Annotated in this window: 20 protein-coding genes and 2 pseudogenes; 8 read left to right on the forward strand and 14 right to left on the reverse strand. The window is 68.7% G+C overall.

Annotation, left to right across the window (positions count from 1 at the left end; translation table 11 throughout):
* Positions 1 to 124: 124 nt before the first annotated feature.
* The 3 genes from B8W69_RS25665 to B8W69_RS25675 are packed head-to-tail and all read right to left on the reverse strand — an operon-like array spanning position 125 to position 1,810.
* Positions 125 to 361, reverse strand: a complete 237-nt coding sequence (locus B8W69_RS25665) for a hypothetical protein (RefSeq protein WP_064877139.1) — start codon at positions 359 to 361, stop codon at positions 125 to 127.
* A 52-nt stretch (positions 362 to 413) separates the two neighbouring features.
* Positions 414 to 1,034: a TetR/AcrR family transcriptional regulator gene (locus B8W69_RS25670; RefSeq protein WP_085292524.1), complete on the reverse strand. Its 621-nt coding sequence runs from the start codon at positions 1,032 to 1,034 to the stop codon at positions 414 to 416.
* 5 nt (positions 1,035 to 1,039) lie between these two features.
* Positions 1,040 to 1,810 (reverse strand): SDR family NAD(P)-dependent oxidoreductase, encoded by a 771-nt coding sequence (locus B8W69_RS25675; protein ID WP_085292525.1) that lies wholly within the window; start codon positions 1,808 to 1,810, stop codon positions 1,040 to 1,042.
* Between the two features lie 63 nt (positions 1,811 to 1,873).
* Here B8W69_RS25675 and B8W69_RS25680 point away from each other — a divergent pair.
* Positions 1,874 to 2,419: pseudogene (locus B8W69_RS25680) on the forward strand (MBL fold metallo-hydrolase); the annotation flags it as partial.
* Between the two features lie 28 nt (positions 2,420 to 2,447).
* Positions 2,448 to 3,197: an SDR family NAD(P)-dependent oxidoreductase gene (locus B8W69_RS25685; RefSeq protein WP_085292526.1), complete on the forward strand. Its 750-nt coding sequence runs from the start codon at positions 2,448 to 2,450 to the stop codon at positions 3,195 to 3,197.
* On the opposite strand, the gene B8W69_RS25690 is transcribed toward B8W69_RS25685, so the two are convergent.
* The 3 genes from B8W69_RS25690 to B8W69_RS25700 form a co-directional block, all read right to left on the reverse strand.
* Positions 3,194 to 3,412, reverse strand: a complete 219-nt coding sequence (locus B8W69_RS25690; protein WP_181447480.1) for a hypothetical protein — start codon at positions 3,410 to 3,412, stop codon at positions 3,194 to 3,196. The genes B8W69_RS25685 and B8W69_RS25690 overlap by 4 nt on opposite strands.
* 116 nt (positions 3,413 to 3,528) lie before the next feature.
* Positions 3,529 to 4,017, reverse strand: coding sequence for a YbaK/EbsC family protein (locus B8W69_RS25695; protein WP_165762693.1), 489 nt, complete (start codon positions 4,015 to 4,017; stop codon positions 3,529 to 3,531).
* Between the two features lie 12 nt (positions 4,018 to 4,029).
* A complete protein-coding gene (locus tag B8W69_RS25700) occupies positions 4,030 to 4,878 on the reverse strand; it encodes an SDR family oxidoreductase (RefSeq protein WP_085292528.1) in 849 nt (282 codons plus the stop codon).
* Between the two features lie 312 nt (positions 4,879 to 5,190).
* Between B8W69_RS25700 and B8W69_RS25705 the strand changes: the two genes are divergently transcribed.
* Together B8W69_RS25705 and rsrA are read left to right on the forward strand one after the other, a co-directional pair.
* Entirely contained in the window at positions 5,191 to 5,853 is a 663-nt protein-coding gene (locus B8W69_RS25705; RefSeq protein ID WP_085292562.1) for a sigma-70 family RNA polymerase sigma factor, read from the forward strand.
* A complete protein-coding gene (gene rsrA, locus B8W69_RS25710) occupies positions 5,850 to 6,164 on the forward strand; it encodes a mycothiol system anti-sigma-R factor (protein ID WP_085292529.1) in 315 nt (104 codons plus the stop codon). The genes B8W69_RS25705 and rsrA overlap by 4 nt, the downstream gene beginning before the upstream one ends.
* Before the next feature lie 6 nt (positions 6,165 to 6,170).
* Here the strand turns inward: rsrA and B8W69_RS32345 are convergent, their stop codons facing one another.
* Positions 6,171 to 6,245 (reverse strand): 50S ribosomal protein bL37, encoded by a 75-nt coding sequence (locus B8W69_RS32345; RefSeq protein WP_011728008.1) that lies wholly within the window; start codon positions 6,243 to 6,245, stop codon positions 6,171 to 6,173.
* A 235-nt stretch (positions 6,246 to 6,480) separates the two neighbouring features.
* Between B8W69_RS32345 and B8W69_RS25715 the strand changes: the two genes are divergently transcribed.
* Together B8W69_RS25715 and B8W69_RS25720 are read left to right on the forward strand one after the other, a co-directional pair.
* Positions 6,481 to 6,696, forward strand: coding sequence for a biotin/lipoyl-binding carrier protein (locus B8W69_RS25715; RefSeq protein WP_007773063.1), 216 nt, complete (start codon positions 6,481 to 6,483; stop codon positions 6,694 to 6,696).
* A gap of 50 nt (positions 6,697 to 6,746) precedes the next feature.
* A complete protein-coding gene (locus tag B8W69_RS25720; protein WP_085292530.1) occupies positions 6,747 to 8,246 on the forward strand; it encodes a two-component system sensor histidine kinase PdtaS in 1,500 nt (499 codons plus the stop codon).
* Between the two features lie 78 nt (positions 8,247 to 8,324).
* On the opposite strand, the gene whiB1 is transcribed toward B8W69_RS25720, so the two are convergent.
* On the reverse strand, positions 8,325 to 8,579 hold the full coding sequence (gene whiB1, locus B8W69_RS25725; RefSeq protein ID WP_003874607.1) for a transcriptional regulator WhiB1: 255 nt from the start codon (positions 8,577 to 8,579) through the stop codon (positions 8,325 to 8,327).
* A gap of 281 nt (positions 8,580 to 8,860) precedes the next feature.
* Positions 8,861 to 9,826 (reverse strand): diacylglycerol/lipid kinase family protein, encoded by a 966-nt coding sequence (locus tag B8W69_RS25730; protein ID WP_085292531.1) that lies wholly within the window; start codon positions 9,824 to 9,826, stop codon positions 8,861 to 8,863.
* An 86-nt stretch (positions 9,827 to 9,912) separates the two neighbouring features.
* Here B8W69_RS25730 and B8W69_RS25735 point away from each other — a divergent pair, with 86 nt between their 5' ends.
* Positions 9,913 to 10,344, forward strand: a complete 432-nt coding sequence (locus B8W69_RS25735) for a hypothetical protein (protein WP_085292532.1) — start codon at positions 9,913 to 9,915, stop codon at positions 10,342 to 10,344.
* Here B8W69_RS25735 and B8W69_RS25740 read toward each other — a convergent pair.
* The 3 genes from B8W69_RS25740 to B8W69_RS25750 are packed head-to-tail and all read right to left on the reverse strand — an operon-like array spanning position 10,296 to position 12,459.
* Positions 10,296 to 10,778 carry a GNAT family N-acetyltransferase gene (locus B8W69_RS25740; RefSeq protein WP_085292533.1) on the reverse strand — a complete coding sequence of 161 codons (483 nt, stop codon included), beginning with the start codon at positions 10,776 to 10,778 and terminating at the stop codon, positions 10,296 to 10,298. The two genes, B8W69_RS25735 and B8W69_RS25740, sit on opposite strands and share 49 nt — an antisense overlap.
* Positions 10,775 to 11,884, reverse strand: coding sequence for an isochorismate synthase (locus B8W69_RS25745; RefSeq protein ID WP_181447483.1), 1,110 nt, complete (start codon positions 11,882 to 11,884; stop codon positions 10,775 to 10,777). Before B8W69_RS25745 ends, B8W69_RS25740 begins: the two co-directional genes overlap by 4 nt.
* Complete coding sequence (locus B8W69_RS25750; protein ID WP_085292535.1) at positions 11,869 to 12,459, reverse strand: acid phosphatase; 591 nt, start codon at positions 12,457 to 12,459, stop codon at positions 11,869 to 11,871. The genes B8W69_RS25745 and B8W69_RS25750 overlap by 16 nt, the downstream gene beginning before the upstream one ends.
* Positions 12,460 to 12,591: 132 nt before the next feature.
* Here B8W69_RS25750 and B8W69_RS25755 point away from each other — a divergent pair, with 132 nt between their 5' ends.
* Positions 12,592 to 13,392 carry a ParA family protein gene (locus tag B8W69_RS25755; RefSeq protein ID WP_085292563.1) on the forward strand — a complete coding sequence of 267 codons (801 nt, stop codon included), beginning with the start codon at positions 12,592 to 12,594 and terminating at the stop codon, positions 13,390 to 13,392.
* On the opposite strand, the pseudogene B8W69_RS32350 reads toward B8W69_RS25755, so the two are convergent.
* Positions 13,330 to 13,481, reverse strand: a pseudogene (locus B8W69_RS32350) (gamma-glutamyl-gamma-aminobutyrate hydrolase family protein); the annotation flags it as partial. The gene B8W69_RS25755 and the pseudogene B8W69_RS32350 sit on opposite strands and share 63 nt — an antisense overlap.
* Positions 13,482 to 13,500: 19 nt before the next feature.
* Positions 13,501 to 14,727 carry an Rv3212 family protein gene (locus tag B8W69_RS25760; protein ID WP_085292536.1) on the reverse strand — a complete coding sequence of 409 codons (1,227 nt, stop codon included), beginning with the start codon at positions 14,725 to 14,727 and terminating at the stop codon, positions 13,501 to 13,503.
* Positions 14,728 to 14,735 lie beyond the last annotated feature (8 nt).

The following is a 14,735-nucleotide window of genomic DNA, read 5'->3' on the forward strand; positions in this document are numbered from 1 at the left end:
CACTGGAACTCACACCCCGAAACTAGCCGCACCCACCGACAAAAATCGGCGGTCAGGGGCCACTGAAACACAAGTGACACAAGTGGTTTCGGGTGCCTCGGACTGAGTTGGCTGTGGCGCCGAGTCAGTTGCTGAGGACCAACTTCCAGTTGCCGTTGACGTTACGGTCTGGAACGCACCAGAAGTTGTTCCAGCTTCCCGGCGTCGTGGCCTTCACGCCCGGGCCGGCGTTCTGACACGCCTCCCGCGTCGGGTAATTGCCCTCCGTCTGAATCGTGTCGGCGCCGCTGACGCCCACGCCGATCGTCAATAGCCCAGCCATTGCCAGCAGACCTGCGGCGGCAAAACGCTTGATGTCCATCGGTCGACGGTATGCGGAATCGACGGGCCGAGGAGTGCTTTTCGCCGGAAACTCAACTTCGCTGGGCCGTGAGCGCGACCGCGGTGGCCACCGCTTCCAGCAGGCGGCCGAGTTGCTCGGCGTCCCCGACGTCGCTTTCACCGACGGCCAGCCGGGTGAAGACACCGGCGATGAACGTGGTGACGGCCGTGGTCTGCGCGGCCAGCAGAACCGGGTCGCGGGTGTCGGGCTGCAGGTGCGCGATGGCGTCGCGGGCCATGACGTTGATCCGGGCGACGAACACCTGCGACGTTTCGGCCAGACCGGGATCGCGGGCGGCGCCCAGCAGCAGCTCGTGCCGCGCTCTGTTGAGCATGAGGCCGGACCCGTCGGCCTGGATCATGGTGAGCCGCGCCAGTTGTGCGAAGGGGGAGCGCGGATCGACCGGCTCGTCGATCACCGACTGCAGGTTGGCCACATCGATCTCCGCGACCCGCTTGCCGACGCCGCGCAGCAGGGCGGCCCGGGTGCGGTAGTAATACGACGTGGTGCCCTCGGGCACGCCGGCGACGCGGTCGACCTGCCCGTGCGTCAGCCCGCGCGAGCCGTGCTCGGCCAGCACCCGGATCGCCGCATCGCACAGGTCGCGGCGGCGTTCGTCGCCGTTGCGTCTGCGGGATCTGTCGGTGGCCATGGTCCTCAGCGCAGCACCGTGCCGCCGTCGACGTTGACGACCTGACCGTTGATCCATTCGCCCTCGGCCGAGAGCAGGAAGGCGACCAGCGCGGCGACGTCGCCGGGATCGCCGACGCGGGGCCCCCGGATGCGCTTGAGCGCGGCGGCCTGAAGGTCCGGCCATTGCGGCACCGAACGGATGGTCTCGGTGGCGGTGAAGCCGGGCGCGACGGCGTTGCACCGGATGTTGTCCTTGCCCCACCGCGACGCGACGTGTCGGGTGAGCGCGCCGATGCCGGCCTTCGCGGTGGCATAGGCCGGACGCGCGGGCTCGCCCTGGAACGCCGCCGCCGAGGACATGTTGACGATCGCCCCGCCGCCGCGTTTGAGCATTTCCGGGATGGCGTATTTCATCGCCGCCACATACCCGCGCAGGTTCACCGCCATTACCCGGTCCCAGACGTCGAAGTCGATGTCGACCACGTCGGTGTCGGCGCGGATGGTGCTCATGTCGGCGCCCACGTTGAACAGCAGGTCCACCCCGCCGTAAGTGGTTGCGGCGGAATCGATCAGGCCGGCGACCGACGCCGGGTCGGACAGGTCGAAAGCCGCCTCGGTCGCGGTGCCGCCGGCCGCGACGATCCGCGCGACCGTCTGCCGCGCGGCGTCGACGGCGACGTCGCCGATGACCACCCGGCAGCCCTCCTCGCCCAGCCGGACGGCGGTCGCCGCACCGAGGCCGGTGGCGCCGCCGGCGACGATCGCCACCTTGTCGGCCAGACCGCGCAGTCCCATCGGGGCCCCTTCCCGCGTCGAAGATATTGACTTTACCTCTAGAACTGTAGAGGATCGCCAGTCATGGCAGGGATTCATCGGGAGCGCCCCGGGGCCGGCGACCTCTCGGCGGCGACGGACACCCCCGCGCGGTCCCTGGGCGACGGCGTCTGGATGTCGCCGGGCGTCTCCAACTCCTATGCGGTGGCCACCGGCGAGGGCCGGGTCATCGTCAACAGCGGGCTGGTCTTCGAAGGCCCGTTGCACCGCAAGGCTTTTTCCGACGTGGCGGGCCCGACGCGCGCCGTCATCGTCACCCAGGGGCACGCCGACCACTGGGGCGGAGTGAACTCGCTGCGCGACAAGAGCGACGAGGAAACCCAGGTGGTGATGCACCGCAACTACCGGTACTGGCGCGACGACAACACCCTGCTCATGGGCTACCGGGTGCCCAAGACGTCGTTCGCCTTCCAGAAGTTCTCCGACGCCGTGCTCGAGCACTTCAAGACCATCGACCCCGCAACCATCGACTTCTCGTTCCCCGAGCCGACCACGACGTTCGACCAGCGCATGAGCATCACGGTCGGCGGAATTTCTGGGAAAAGGCCTGGCTCACCAAGTCAAGCAACGAATTGAGGACCTTAGAAAGGGCAACGGAATGAACTCCGTCAACTTCGATTTCACCGGCGCACACGTGCTGGTGACCGGCGGCACCAGCGGGATCGGCAACGCGATCGCCGCCGCGTTCGCGGGCGCCGGGGCAGCCGTCACAGTGACCGGCACCCGCGGCTCGGCAGCCGACTATCCCGAGACGGAACTGGACGCGTTCACCTACCGCCAATGCCAGATCCAGGATCCCGAATCCGTTGACGCCCTTACTGATTCGCTGGGCGACCTGGACATCCTGGTCAACAACGCCGGCGGCCCCTATCCGGCCGGAGACGAATACGATCCCGACGGCTACGTCGCATCGGTGACGCAGAACATGCTGGGCCCGATGCGGCTGACCATGCGCTGCCACGAGCGCCTCAAGGCCAGCCGGGCCCCGGGCGGCGCGAGCGTCGTCAGCGTCGTCTCGATGTCCGCGTTCCGGTCGGCGGTGTTCGTCCCGGGCTACGCCTCGTCGAAGATGGGCCTGATCGCCCTGACGATGAACCTGTCCCGCCGGTGGGCCAACGACGGGATCCGGGTCAACGCCATCGCGCCCGGGTTCATCGACACGCGAATGACGCACCCGGCCATGGGGATTCCCGAGGTGATGGACGTCGAGATCGGCTTCCACACGCCGCTGGGCAGGCCCGGGACACCCCAGGACTGCGCCGGCGCGGCGCTGTTCTTGTGTACCGACGCCGCCTCGTACATCACCGGCAGTACCATCGCCGTCGATGGCGGATACCTGACGGTCTAGGCCATGAGCGACTTCGACAACATCGCGACCGCCGACGATGTCTTCGAGCTGGCGGCCCGGCTGCACGCCATGTACAGGATGCCGAGGCCGACAACGGCCACGGACATCAGCGCGATGATGTAGTCGTCATACCAGGGCTGGTGGGAGTCACGCGGCCAGGACAGATTGACGATGGCCGCGACTCCGTAGATCAGCGCGCCGATGTTCACGGGCACGCCCCACCGGCCGAGCCGGTACGGCGGTGCCGTGTTCGCCTGCCGCGGATGAAACGTCGCCCTGCAGCGCCGTCGGTCCGAGCTCGGGTCAACAGCTCAATTTCCGGACACCGAACCTAAGCGCGCAGATCTGCGGTGATCGCACCGGTGAGGCGGATCAGATCCTGCGGCGCCACCGCGACCTCCCAGCCCCGCCGGCCGGCGCTGCAGAACACCCGCTCCCAGGCCAGCGCACCGGAATCGACGACCGTCGGCAGCCTCCTGCGCTGACCGAACGGCGACACCGCACCGACGACGTAACCGGTGGTCTTTTCGGCGACCGAGGCTTCGGCCATGGACGCCCTGGCAACCCCCAGCGCCGCGGCGGCCGCCTTCAGCGAGAGCCGCGCGGTGGCCGGCACGATGGCGACCGCCAATCCGTTGGGCACCGCGATGATCAGCGTCTTGTAGATCTGCCCGGGTTCGATGCCGGCGGCCTCGGTGAGCGCCCTGACCGCCTCCGCACCGAACGATTGCTCGCGCCGATCGTGATCGAAGGTCAGGACTTCGTGGGGCACACCGGCTTTCGCCAACGCGGCAATGCCCGGTGTGGCCGCCACTGTAATGCCTTGGGGCGGTTAGGGACCCGTGTACCCCGGCGGGTTGACGCCGTCCACCCAGAAGTCGACGCCCAGCTTGGAGCCGGGGATGCAGTCGTAGGTCGACAGGTCGGTGACGCCGGAGTCCACCAGCACGTCCTCGCACAGCAGCATGTTGCCGGTGAACTCCTTGGCCGGCTTATTGAGGATGACGTAGGCGGCGTCGGAGTAGATCTCGGGCTTGCGGGCGCGTCCCATCGCCTCGTCACCGCCGAGCAGGTTCTGCACCGCGGCGGTGGCCACCAGCGTGCGCGGCCACAACGTGTTGGACGCTATGCCCTCCTCGCGCATCTCCTGGGCAATGCCCAACGCGCACAACGTCATACCGAACTTGGCCATCATGTACGCCGTCGGCTTCAGCCACTCCTGGCCCAGCAGCACCGGCGGGGACAGCGTCAGGACGTGGGGATTCTCCCGGCCCTTCATGTGCGGCAGACACGCCTGGGACACCGCGTACGTGCCGCGCACCTGAATGCCGTTCATCAAGTCGAAGCGCTTCATCGGCACCTCGGAGATGGACCCCAGGTTGATCGCCGACGCGTTGTTGACGCAGATGTCGATGCCGCCGAACTGCTCGACGGTCTTGGCCACGGCTGCCTCGACCGAATCCGGGTCGCGGACGTCCCCGACGATCGGCAGCGCCTGCCCACCGGCCTCCTCGAGCTCTTTGGCCGCGGTGAACACCGTGCCCGGCAGCTTCGGGTGCGGTTCGGCGGTCTTGGCTATCAAAGCGATGTTGGCCCCGTCCTGCGCGGCGCGCTTGGCGATCGCCAAGCCGATACCGCGGCTGGCGCCGGAGATGAACATGGTCTTGCCTTTAAGGGACATGGCGTCACACTAACGCCATGCCCGGATCGGCCGGATCGGGGTCCGATCGCGGCGGGCGGGGCCGGCATACGGGCGGATCGCGCGGCGGAAATAGCGCGGTCACCCGCGGTGTTGATCCAATCGGTTTCACATGCGGTGGAGCGGACCCGGACGAACGGTGTCGGGGTCAGCCTTTAGATTGGGAGGAGCAGCGTGGTGTCAACGGCGACGAGCCTGTTAGGCGAGGAGCGGTTGGCTGGCTTCCTTGCGAGTCCGGTGGCGCTTTCGATGCTCTCCGGTAACACCGCCGCAGAAGGGACCGGGTTGATCGACATGGCCGACTCTGAAGATGGCCGCCCTGGCGCGACGGGGCCCGAGATTCCGGAGCCCGCAGCGCACGAAGAGACGGACGCGGAATTAACGGCGCGATTTGAACGCGACGCGATTCCCCTGCTGGACCAGCTTTACGGCGGCGCGCTGCGCATGACGCGCAATCCCGCGGACGCCGAGGACCTGCTGCAAGAAACCATGGTGAAGGCCTACGCGGGATTCCGCTCGTTTCGGGCCGGTACCAATCTCAAGGCGTGGCTGTACCGGATCCTGACCAACACCTACATCAACAGCTACCGCAAGAAGCAGCGCCAACCCGCGGAGTATCCGACCGAGGAGATCACCGACTGGCAGCTGGCCGCCAACGCCGAGCATTCGTCCACCGGGCTGCGATCGGCCGAGGTGGAGGCCCTGGAGGCGCTGCCGGACTCGGAGATCAAAGAGGCGCTGGCGGCGTTGCCGGAGGAATTCCGGATGGCGGTCTATTACGCGGACGTCGAAGGCTTTCCGTACAAGGAAATCGCCGAGATCATGGATACGCCGATCGGAACGGTAATGTCACGGCTGCACCGCGGCCGACGGCAGCTGCGCGGCCTGCTGGCCGACGTTGCCAAGGAGCGCGGCTTCAACCGCGGTCAACAGACGCACGAGGAGGTGTCGTCATGAGCGAGCTCTCCGGCCAGGGCGGTGCCGCGCCCGGCGCCTGCCCCAACGACGAATCCCACGGCAGCGTCGGCTGCGCGGAGGTCATCCGCCAGGTCTGGCTGCTGCTCGACGGAGAATGCGGCCCGGACACCCGCGAGCAGCTGCGCCAGCACCTCGAGGCGTGCCCCGGCTGCTTCAAGCACTACGGGCTCGAAGAGCGGATCAAGGCGTTGATCGCCACCAAATGCCGGGGCGAGAAGGCCCCGGAGGGATTGCGCGAGCGGCTACGGCTCGAGATCCGGCGCACCACGATCATCCGGGGTACGCAGTAGCGTCCGTCAGGCGTTGGGGCGCTTGCCGTGGTTGGCCTTGCTGTGCTTGCGGTCGCGCTTCTTACGGCCTCGTTTGGCCATGATGTAAACCTCCGTGATTGCTTGTCGAACGAGGCGCCCAGCGCCCGTCGGCTTGACCGCCATTCTCTCACGAAACGTCCTATGCAGTGTCTTCGCCCTCGTGCGGACCACTCGGGGCACGTGCGCCGCGGCCCCGAGCGGTCCTGTGGTTCGATATATCCGAGCCTGATGGGCCTGATAGAACCGTGATGACCAGCAGCCAGCCTGCGCGAAGGCCGAGACGAGTGGGGTGAAGATGGCGGAGGATGTGCGTGCCGAGATCGTGGCCAGCGTGCTCGAAGTCGTTGTGAACGAGGGTGACCAGATCGGCAAAGGCGACATCGTGGTGCTGCTGGAGTCGATGAAGATGGAGATCCCCGTACTGGCCGAAGTCGGCGGCACCGTCAGCAAGGTCAGCGTGTCGGTGGGCGACGTCATTCAGGCGGGCGACCTCATCGCGGTGATCAGCTAGCCGTCGGGCCGTCTCGATCAGCCGCCGGGGAACGACCCGGGGAGTAAGCGATGTCAACTCTCGGTGATCTGCTCGCCGAACACACCATGCTGCCGGGCAACGCGGTGGACCACCTGCACGCCGTGGTCGGGGAGTGGCAGCTGCTGGCGGACCTGTCGTTCGCCGACTACCTGATGTGGGTGCGCCGTGACGACGGCGTGCTGGTCTGCGTGGCGCAGTGCCGGCCGAACACGGCGCCCACGGCGCTGCAGACCGACGCGGTGGGCACCGCCGTCGGGTCCGACCGGTTGGCGCTCGTCGCCGAGACGTTCGCGTCGGGCACCGCCAAGCGGAATAACGTTGCGGGACCTGAAGATTCGTGGTTGCCCGGGACCCACGTCGAGGCGTCTCCGGTTCGCTACGGCGGCAAGGTGGTGGCCGTGCTCACCCATCATCAGACCGCGTTGGCCGCCGACCGTGCGTCCGGTCAGCTGGAGATCGCCTACCGGGAGTGCGCCACCGATCTGGTCCACATGCTCGCCGAGGGCACCTTCCCTGACGTGGGCGACGTGGTCATGTCGCGCTCGACCCCGCGGGCCGGCGATGGCTTCATCCGCCTCGACGTGCACGGTGTGGTCGACTACGCCAGTCCCAACGCGCTGTCGGCCTACCACCGGATGGGCCTGACCACCGAGCTGGAGGGGCACAACCTGATCGAGGTCACCCGCCCGCTGATCTCCGACCCTTTCGAGGCGCAGGAAGTGGCCGAGCACGTGCGCGACCTGGTGGCCGGTGGGCGCAGCATGCGCATGGAGGTCGACGCCGGTGGAGCCACCGTGCTGCTGCGTACGCTGCCCCTGATGGTCGACGGCGTCAGCGCCGGCGCGGCGGTGCTGATCCGCGACGTCACCGAGGTCAAGCGCCGCGACCGGGCCCTGATCTCCAAGGACGCCACCATCCGGGAGATCCACCACCGGGTGAAGAACAACCTGCAAACCGTGGCGGCGCTGTTGCGCCTGCAGGCCCGCCGGACCGTCAACGCGGAGGGACGGGAGGCCCTCATCGAGTCGGTGCGCCGGGTGTCGTCGATCGCGCTGGTGCACGACGCGCTGTCGATGTCGGTGGACGAGCAGGTCAACCTCGACGAGGTGATCGACCGGATCCTGCCGATCATGAACGACGTGGCGTCGGTGGACCGGCCGATCCGCATCAACCGGGTCGGCGACCTGGGTGTGCTGGACTCCGACCGGGCCACCGCGCTGATCATGGTGATCACCGAACTGGTGCAGAACGCGATCGAACACGCCTTTGACCCGGCGGCCGCGGAAGGTTCGGTGACGATTCGCGCCGAACGCTCCGCGCGCTGGCTCGACGTGGTGGTGCACGACGACGGTCGCGGGCTGCCGGAAGGATTCAGCCTGGAGACCTCGGACAGCCTCGGTCTGCAGATCGTGCGGACCCTGGTGTCGGCCGAGTTGGACGGCACCCTGGGCATGCGTCAGGCGCCGGTCACCGGCACCGATGTGGTGCTACGGGTGCCGATCGGCCGGCGAACCCGTTTGCTGCTGTAGGCGCGCGTCGTGCTGAACCCCACACGCAAAAGTGCGACCTCGACTTTTGTCGAGGCCGCACCGTTTGCGCAATGTGGGTTAGACCCCGCTGCGGGCCTTCGTCCGGGCGTTGCGACGCTTCAGTGCACGCCGCTCGTCTTCGCTCATGCCGCCCCAGACGCCCGAGTCCTGGCCCGTGTTCAGCGCCCAACCGAGGCACTCTGTGGTCACCGGGCACCGATTACAGACCAGTTTCGCGTCAGCGATCTGCGCGAGAGCCGGGCCGCTGTTCCCTACCGGGAAGAACAGCTCCGGGTCTTCGTCACGACAGACCGCCTTGTGGCGCCAATCCATAAGTCTTTACTCCTCACTAAGTGCGCAGCAAAGCGCACGGCCATTTTCTCCGGCTGTTAAACGCGTGCAGAAGAAAAGGAGTCCGCACCCCTACGTAGTTTCTGCATGCAACCTTTTGATCGTTTCACAGGCTCAACAGATGTCAATAGCGTGAGTTCGCTCGTGGGCTATCTCACTTTGATCATCTCGTAGCCCAGCCCTTACTCCGTTGTACTACACTCCATGGGCCGTCTCCCGAAATATTTTCCCGGCACGCGCCCGTGGCGCATCATCGCCGCAGCTCAGCGCCATTTCTGCTGAGGGGGAGCGACCACAGCGAGCGCATCCGGGACCGCCCGGAACGTCATGGTTTCGCGCACGCCGAGGTAATCGCCGTCGAACTGGCAAGCGACGGCGCCTCCCGTGGAGGTAACTCGCAGGCATGGCAGGTCGTCCTCGGTGATGAGGTGCTTGAAGTCGAATGTTGGCCGTTTTGCGAACATCTGCCGCACGATTCGCAGGGTGGGGATCGGCTTCATGGTGGTGGGCGCGAACACCCCGAGGCCCGACTCGAAGCTGCAGCCGGGGTTGGTCCACACCGGTCGTTCGTTGGCGAACGTCCACGGGCTGGAGTTCGACACGAACACGAAGCTGACCCCGGTAACGGGTTCGCGGCCGGGAAGTTCGAGCGTCAGCATCGGCTCGCGGCGGGTGTAGGCCCAGACGGCGGGCACCGCCGCGCGGATGTAGCGCCACGCCGAAACTTTGCCGCCCTTGTCGCGTTCGGCCTCGACCGCGGCCACCACCTCGGCGTCGACGCCCATGCCGGTGTTGAACACGGCCCAGCGCTCGCCGCAGTCGATCAGCCCGATCCGCCGCCAGGTGCGGTGCCGCTGGTAGTCGTCGAGCAACTGGATGAGCTGATTGGTCGCCGCGACCGGGTCGGCGGAGATGCCCAGGGACCGCGCCAGCACGTTCGCCGAACCGCCGGGCACCACGGCCACCGCCGGTACCGGACCGTTCGGCAGCAGTCCCGGCCGGCCGAGCAGGCCGTTGACCACCCCGCTCACCGTGCCGTCGCCGCCGTGCACCACCACCAGATCGATACCGTCGGCGACGGCCTTCTCCGCCAGCTCGGTGCCATGACCGCGGTGGTTGGTGTGTTCGACAGTGAGCTGCAGGCGGCTCTTGAGCGCGTGAGCCAGCAGGTCGCGGCCGGCAGGGGTGGTGGAAGTAGCTGTGGGGTTGACGATCAGCACGGCCCGCATGAGGCACGAGCTTATGCGGGCCGCCTAAGCCCCCGCTGTGGGGGAACCGCCAGGGGACGGGCGGCCGCCGTGACTACGCTGACGCTGTGACACCGCCAGGCACCCCGACCCCCGTTCGCCGCGCCGGCCAGATCGTTGTGCTGCAGGGGATTGCGGCGCTGATCGTGGCGGTGGTGTTGGTGGTGCGGGGCGTCGCCGGGGCCGACCAGCAGGTGGTCAACGGCCTGGCGACAGCGGCCTGGTTCGTCCTGGTCGGTGCCGGGGTGATCGCCGCGGGGCGCGCGTTGATCCTTGGCAGGCGCTGGGGTCGCGGTCTGGCCGTCATCACCCAGCTGTTGTTGCTGCCGGTGGCCTGGTACCTCGCGGTCGGATCGCATCAGCCGGGCTTCGGGATTCCGGTGGGCGCGGTGGCGCTGATCGTGCTCGGATTGCTGTTCAGTCCCGCCGCGGTGCGCTGGGCCGCCGGCGATCAGGGCGATTCCGCCAGGCCCGCCAACGGCGCGCCGGACAACCGGTAGGTCGTCCATTCGTTCTGCGGCTCACCGCCGATGCTGTCGTAGAGAGTGATGGCGTCGGCGTTCCAGTTCAGCACCGCCCAGGACAGCCGGGTGTAGCCGCGCTGCAGGCACTCGGACGCCAGCGCGGCCAGCAGCGCCCGGGCCAGCCCGCGTCGGCGGAACTCCGGACGCACGAACAGGTCTTCCAGATAGATGCCCGCCACGCCGTCCCAGGTGGAGAAGTTGACGAACCACAGTGCCATCGCCGCGATCTCGCCGTCCACCTCGGCGACGTGCCCGTACACCGTCGGCGCCTCACCGAAAAGCGCTGCCGAGATCTGTGTTTCGGCCACCGTGCACTGATCGACGGCGTGCTCGAATTCGGCCAGCGCGTAGATCATTTCGGTGATCGCGGCGGCGTCCCGGGGCGCGGCGCGACGGATGTGCCGGCTCATTGCCCTACTCCCAGGGCGTTGAGGATCGTGCCGAATTTCGTTGTCGTTTCGGCGACTTCCTCGTCGGGGTCGGACTCGGCGACGATGCCGCCGCCGGCCCGCGCCAGCGCGCTGCGCCGGTCGGCCGACAGCTGGGCGCAGCGCAGCGACACCACCCAGCGGCCGTCGCCGCGGGCGTCGCACCAGCCGACCGCCCCGGCGTAGAACCCGCGGTCGCCTTCCAGTTCGGCGATCAGCCCCATCGCGGCCTTGGTCGGCACCCCGCCGACCGCCGGGGTGGGGTGCAGCGCCAGCGCCAAATCGATTGCGGTGCTTGATGTGTCACGCAGGCGGCCGGTGATCGGCGTGCACAGATGCCAGACGGTGGCGGTGCTGCTCAGCTGCGGTTCGGCGGCGATGGACAGGTCGTCGCACAGGGGCTCCAGAGCGGCCCTGATGGTCTCGATGACCAGCTGGTGCTCGTGCCGGTTCTTGGCCGAGGCGGCCAGCGTGGTGCCGTTGGTGGCGTCGGTCTCCGGGTCGGCGGCCCGCGGCGCCGAGCCGGCGAACGGCTGGCACTCCACGCGGTCGCCGCTGCGCGCCACCAGAAGCTCGGGGCTGGCGCCCACCAGCGCGGTACCGGCGTACTCGTCGCCGGCGGCGGTCAGATCGACGAGGTAGCCGTAGGCCGCCGGGTCCGCGGCGATGAGCCGGCGCAGGATCACACGCGCATCCAGCGGGACGTCGGCGACCAGCCGCAGCGCGCGGGCCAAAACCACCTTGTCCAGCGGGTTGTCGGCCGCGGCGAGCTGCGCGCACGCCCGGCGGATCCGGTCCCGGTAGTCCGCCGGAGGCGGCACGGCTTCGGCCACCCGCACCGACGGCAGCCCGTCGGCCGGCCAGTCCGGCGGCCCATCCGTGGTGTTCACCGCCTCCGGCGTCAGCAGCGCGGCCGGCCGGGTGATGTCAAAAGGCAACGCGCCCAACACAATCGGCGCCTCACCCGAGCGCAGTGCGGCCTGCGCGGCACCCACGTCGGCGTAGCGCTCCCGCACCCCGTCGGCGATGAGGGTTCCGGTCGGCCCGCACAGCGCGAACGGCGGTTCGCCGTTCACTGACCGGTCAATCCGAGCGCGCGCAGCTGCCGCACCCCGTGCTCGAACCCGCAGACCGCGATCGACGCGGTGATCATGGCGAACCGGCTGCCCTCGACCAGCGGCAGCTCGACCCAGCGCGTGATCACCGCGCGGGAAAAGTGGCCGTGGCTGACGAAGACCACGTCGCGCGACTCCATGTGCTGCAGTGCCGTCGCGACGGCCGCGTCCGCGCGCTCACTGACCTGGGCGACGGTCTCACCGCCCGGGCAGCCGTGCGTCCACACCAGCCAATCGGGCACTTTCTCCCGAATCTGCGCCGTGGTCAGACCCTCGTAGGAGCCGTAGTCCCACTCCGCCAGCAGCTCGGACACCTCGTCGACGGACAACCCGGCCAGCTCCGCCGTGGTCAGGGAACGCTGCCGCGGGCTGCTGATCACCAGCGGGTCAACGAGTTTGAGTTCACCGAGCACCCGGCCGGCCAGCTTGGCCTGCGTTCGGCCGGCGTCGGTCAGCTCGACCTCGGTGCGGCCGGTGTGCTGGCCCGACTTCGACCACTCGGTCTCGCCGTGGCGCAGCAGCACCAGACGGTGATTGTCCAAGCCCATATCGACTGATTCTGCCGGACGACTCGCGGTGGTTGCTCAGGCCGAAGCGCACGGCGGGCGAACATGCCAGGATGGCACTGTAAACCGCACGCGACGATGCAGTGGGGAGGCAGCGATGAGGTGGCGGCGCCGGTGAGTAAGACACGGGTATTGGCGGTGGCCAACCAAAAGGGTGGTGTCGCCAAGACGACCACGGTCGCGTCGCTGGGGGCGGCGTTGGTGGACGAGAAGAAACGGGTGCTGCTGGTCGACCTCGACCCGCAGGGCTGCCTGACCTTCTCGCTGGGCCAAGACCCCGACAAGCTACCGGTGTCCGTGCACGAGGTGCTGCTCGGCGAGGTCGAGCCCAACGCCGCGCTGGTCGAGACGGCGGAGGGAATGACGCTGCTGCCGGCCAACATTGACCTGGCCGGCGCCGAAGCGATGCTGTTGATGCGGGCCGGGCGCGAATACGCGCTCAAGCGCGCCCTGGCCAAGCTCGGCGACCAGTTCGACGTGGTGATCATCGACTGCCCGCCGTCGCTGGGCGTGCTCACCCTCAACGGGCTGACGGCCGCCGACGAGGTCATCGTGCCGCTGCAGTGCGAGACGCTTGCGCATCGCGGGGTCGGCCAGTTCCTGCGCACGGTCGCCGATGTCCAGCAGATCACCAACCCGGAGTTGCGCATGCTCGGCGCCCTGCCGACGCTGTACGACTCGCGCACCACGCACACGCGCGACGTCCTGCTCGACGTCGCCGACCGCTACAACCTGCCGGTGCTGGCCCCGCCGATCCCGCGAACCGTGCGATTCGCCGAGGCCAGCGCCTCGGGCTCGTCGGTGATGGCCGGTCGCAAGAACAAGGGCGCGGTGGCCTACGGCGATCTGGCGGCGGCGCTGCTCAAGCACTGGAAGAGCGGCAAGCCGCTGCCGACGTTCGCCGTCGAGGTCTAGTGGCGATCGCAAGCGCGGCGGAGCCGGGCGCGGCGGGTCGCCACCGTCAGGTTTAGTGGCGATCGCAAGCGCGGCGGAGCCGGGCGCAGCGGGTCGCCACCATCAGGTTTAGCCCAGCGCGACCAGGGTGTCGCCGCGCTGCTCGAGCACCCGCGACCCGATCACCGCGGGGAACACCGGTTTGCCGGCCGGCGGGGCGCTCGTCGAGCGGTCCACCGGAATGTAGCGTTCGTTGGCGCCGCTGAGCGGGTCGTAGACCCCAATCGCGCCGGTGACCGGCACCAGCAACCGGCCCGCCATCATCACCCCGGGCCCCAACGGCGCCGTCTTGTCGCCCGCGGCGATGGTGTAGCGCAGCGCCAGCGTGTTCGCGTCGAAGACCATCAGCGAATCGCCCGTCCACCAGGTGAACTGGCTGCCCGGATGGGAGACCACCGCCGAGCGCGACGGCGGCTTGGGCAGCGGGGTGCTCGACACGGTCGCCCCGGTTTGGTCGATGACGTCGACTCGGGGCTGCGGCGCGGGCAGGTACACCGCGGTGGTGTTCTCGGCAACGGTCAGCACCCGGGCGCCCGAATCCGGCGCGATCCCCGGTTCGGCCACGATGCGTTGCTGGGGTTCGTCGTCGTCCTTGCCCGGACGCAGCAGCACCAGCCGCAGGTCGGCCTGGTTCGCGCAGCTCTCCAGCACCGACACCGCCTGCGAGCTGGCCGCGGCCGAGATCAGCTTGCATCCGGAGTGCAGTCCGCGCGTCGACGGCTTCACCCGCGCGTCGGTCTCGCCGTAGGCCAGCATCCGGACCATGTCCGAACGCCATAACTCCAGCCGGGTGTCGCCGACCGACAGCACCGTCATGCCGTCGGAAGAAAGCCGCACCCGCGGATCGGCGTAGCCGCTGCGGGCGGGCCCCCGGCGACCGGTGGAACCGTCCAGGGTGCTCACCTGCCCGCAGCCGCGGTCGTCGCGGTAGACCCCGACGGCGTAGCGGTACAGCCAGGTGACACCGCACAGGTCGAGGTCGCGGGCGTAGCTCCAACGGGACTGGCCGGTGTCGGGATCGCGCCCGTCGATCCGGCGGCCTGCCGCGGTGACGACCTCCCCGCCGGCGACCACCGGGGCGGTGGTGGCCGGACTCGCGGCGGTCCAGAGCTGCTTCAGCCCTGTCGGCACCTGCTTGGCCGGCGTCGGGTTGGGTGCGGGCACGGCCGCGGGCCGGCTGCTGGTGGCCCGGGCATCGCTGCTCCACCAGATCAGCGCCGCGACCGCGGCGACGGCGACCGCGATGGCCGCGGCGGCTAGCATGTCGCCCTTGGTGCGACGCTCGGGTCTGACCATGCGGCGGC

The sequence above is a fragment of the Mycolicibacterium vulneris genome (assembly GCF_002104765.1).
GTDB lineage: Bacteria > Actinomycetota > Actinomycetes > Mycobacteriales > Mycobacteriaceae > Mycobacterium > Mycobacterium vulneris.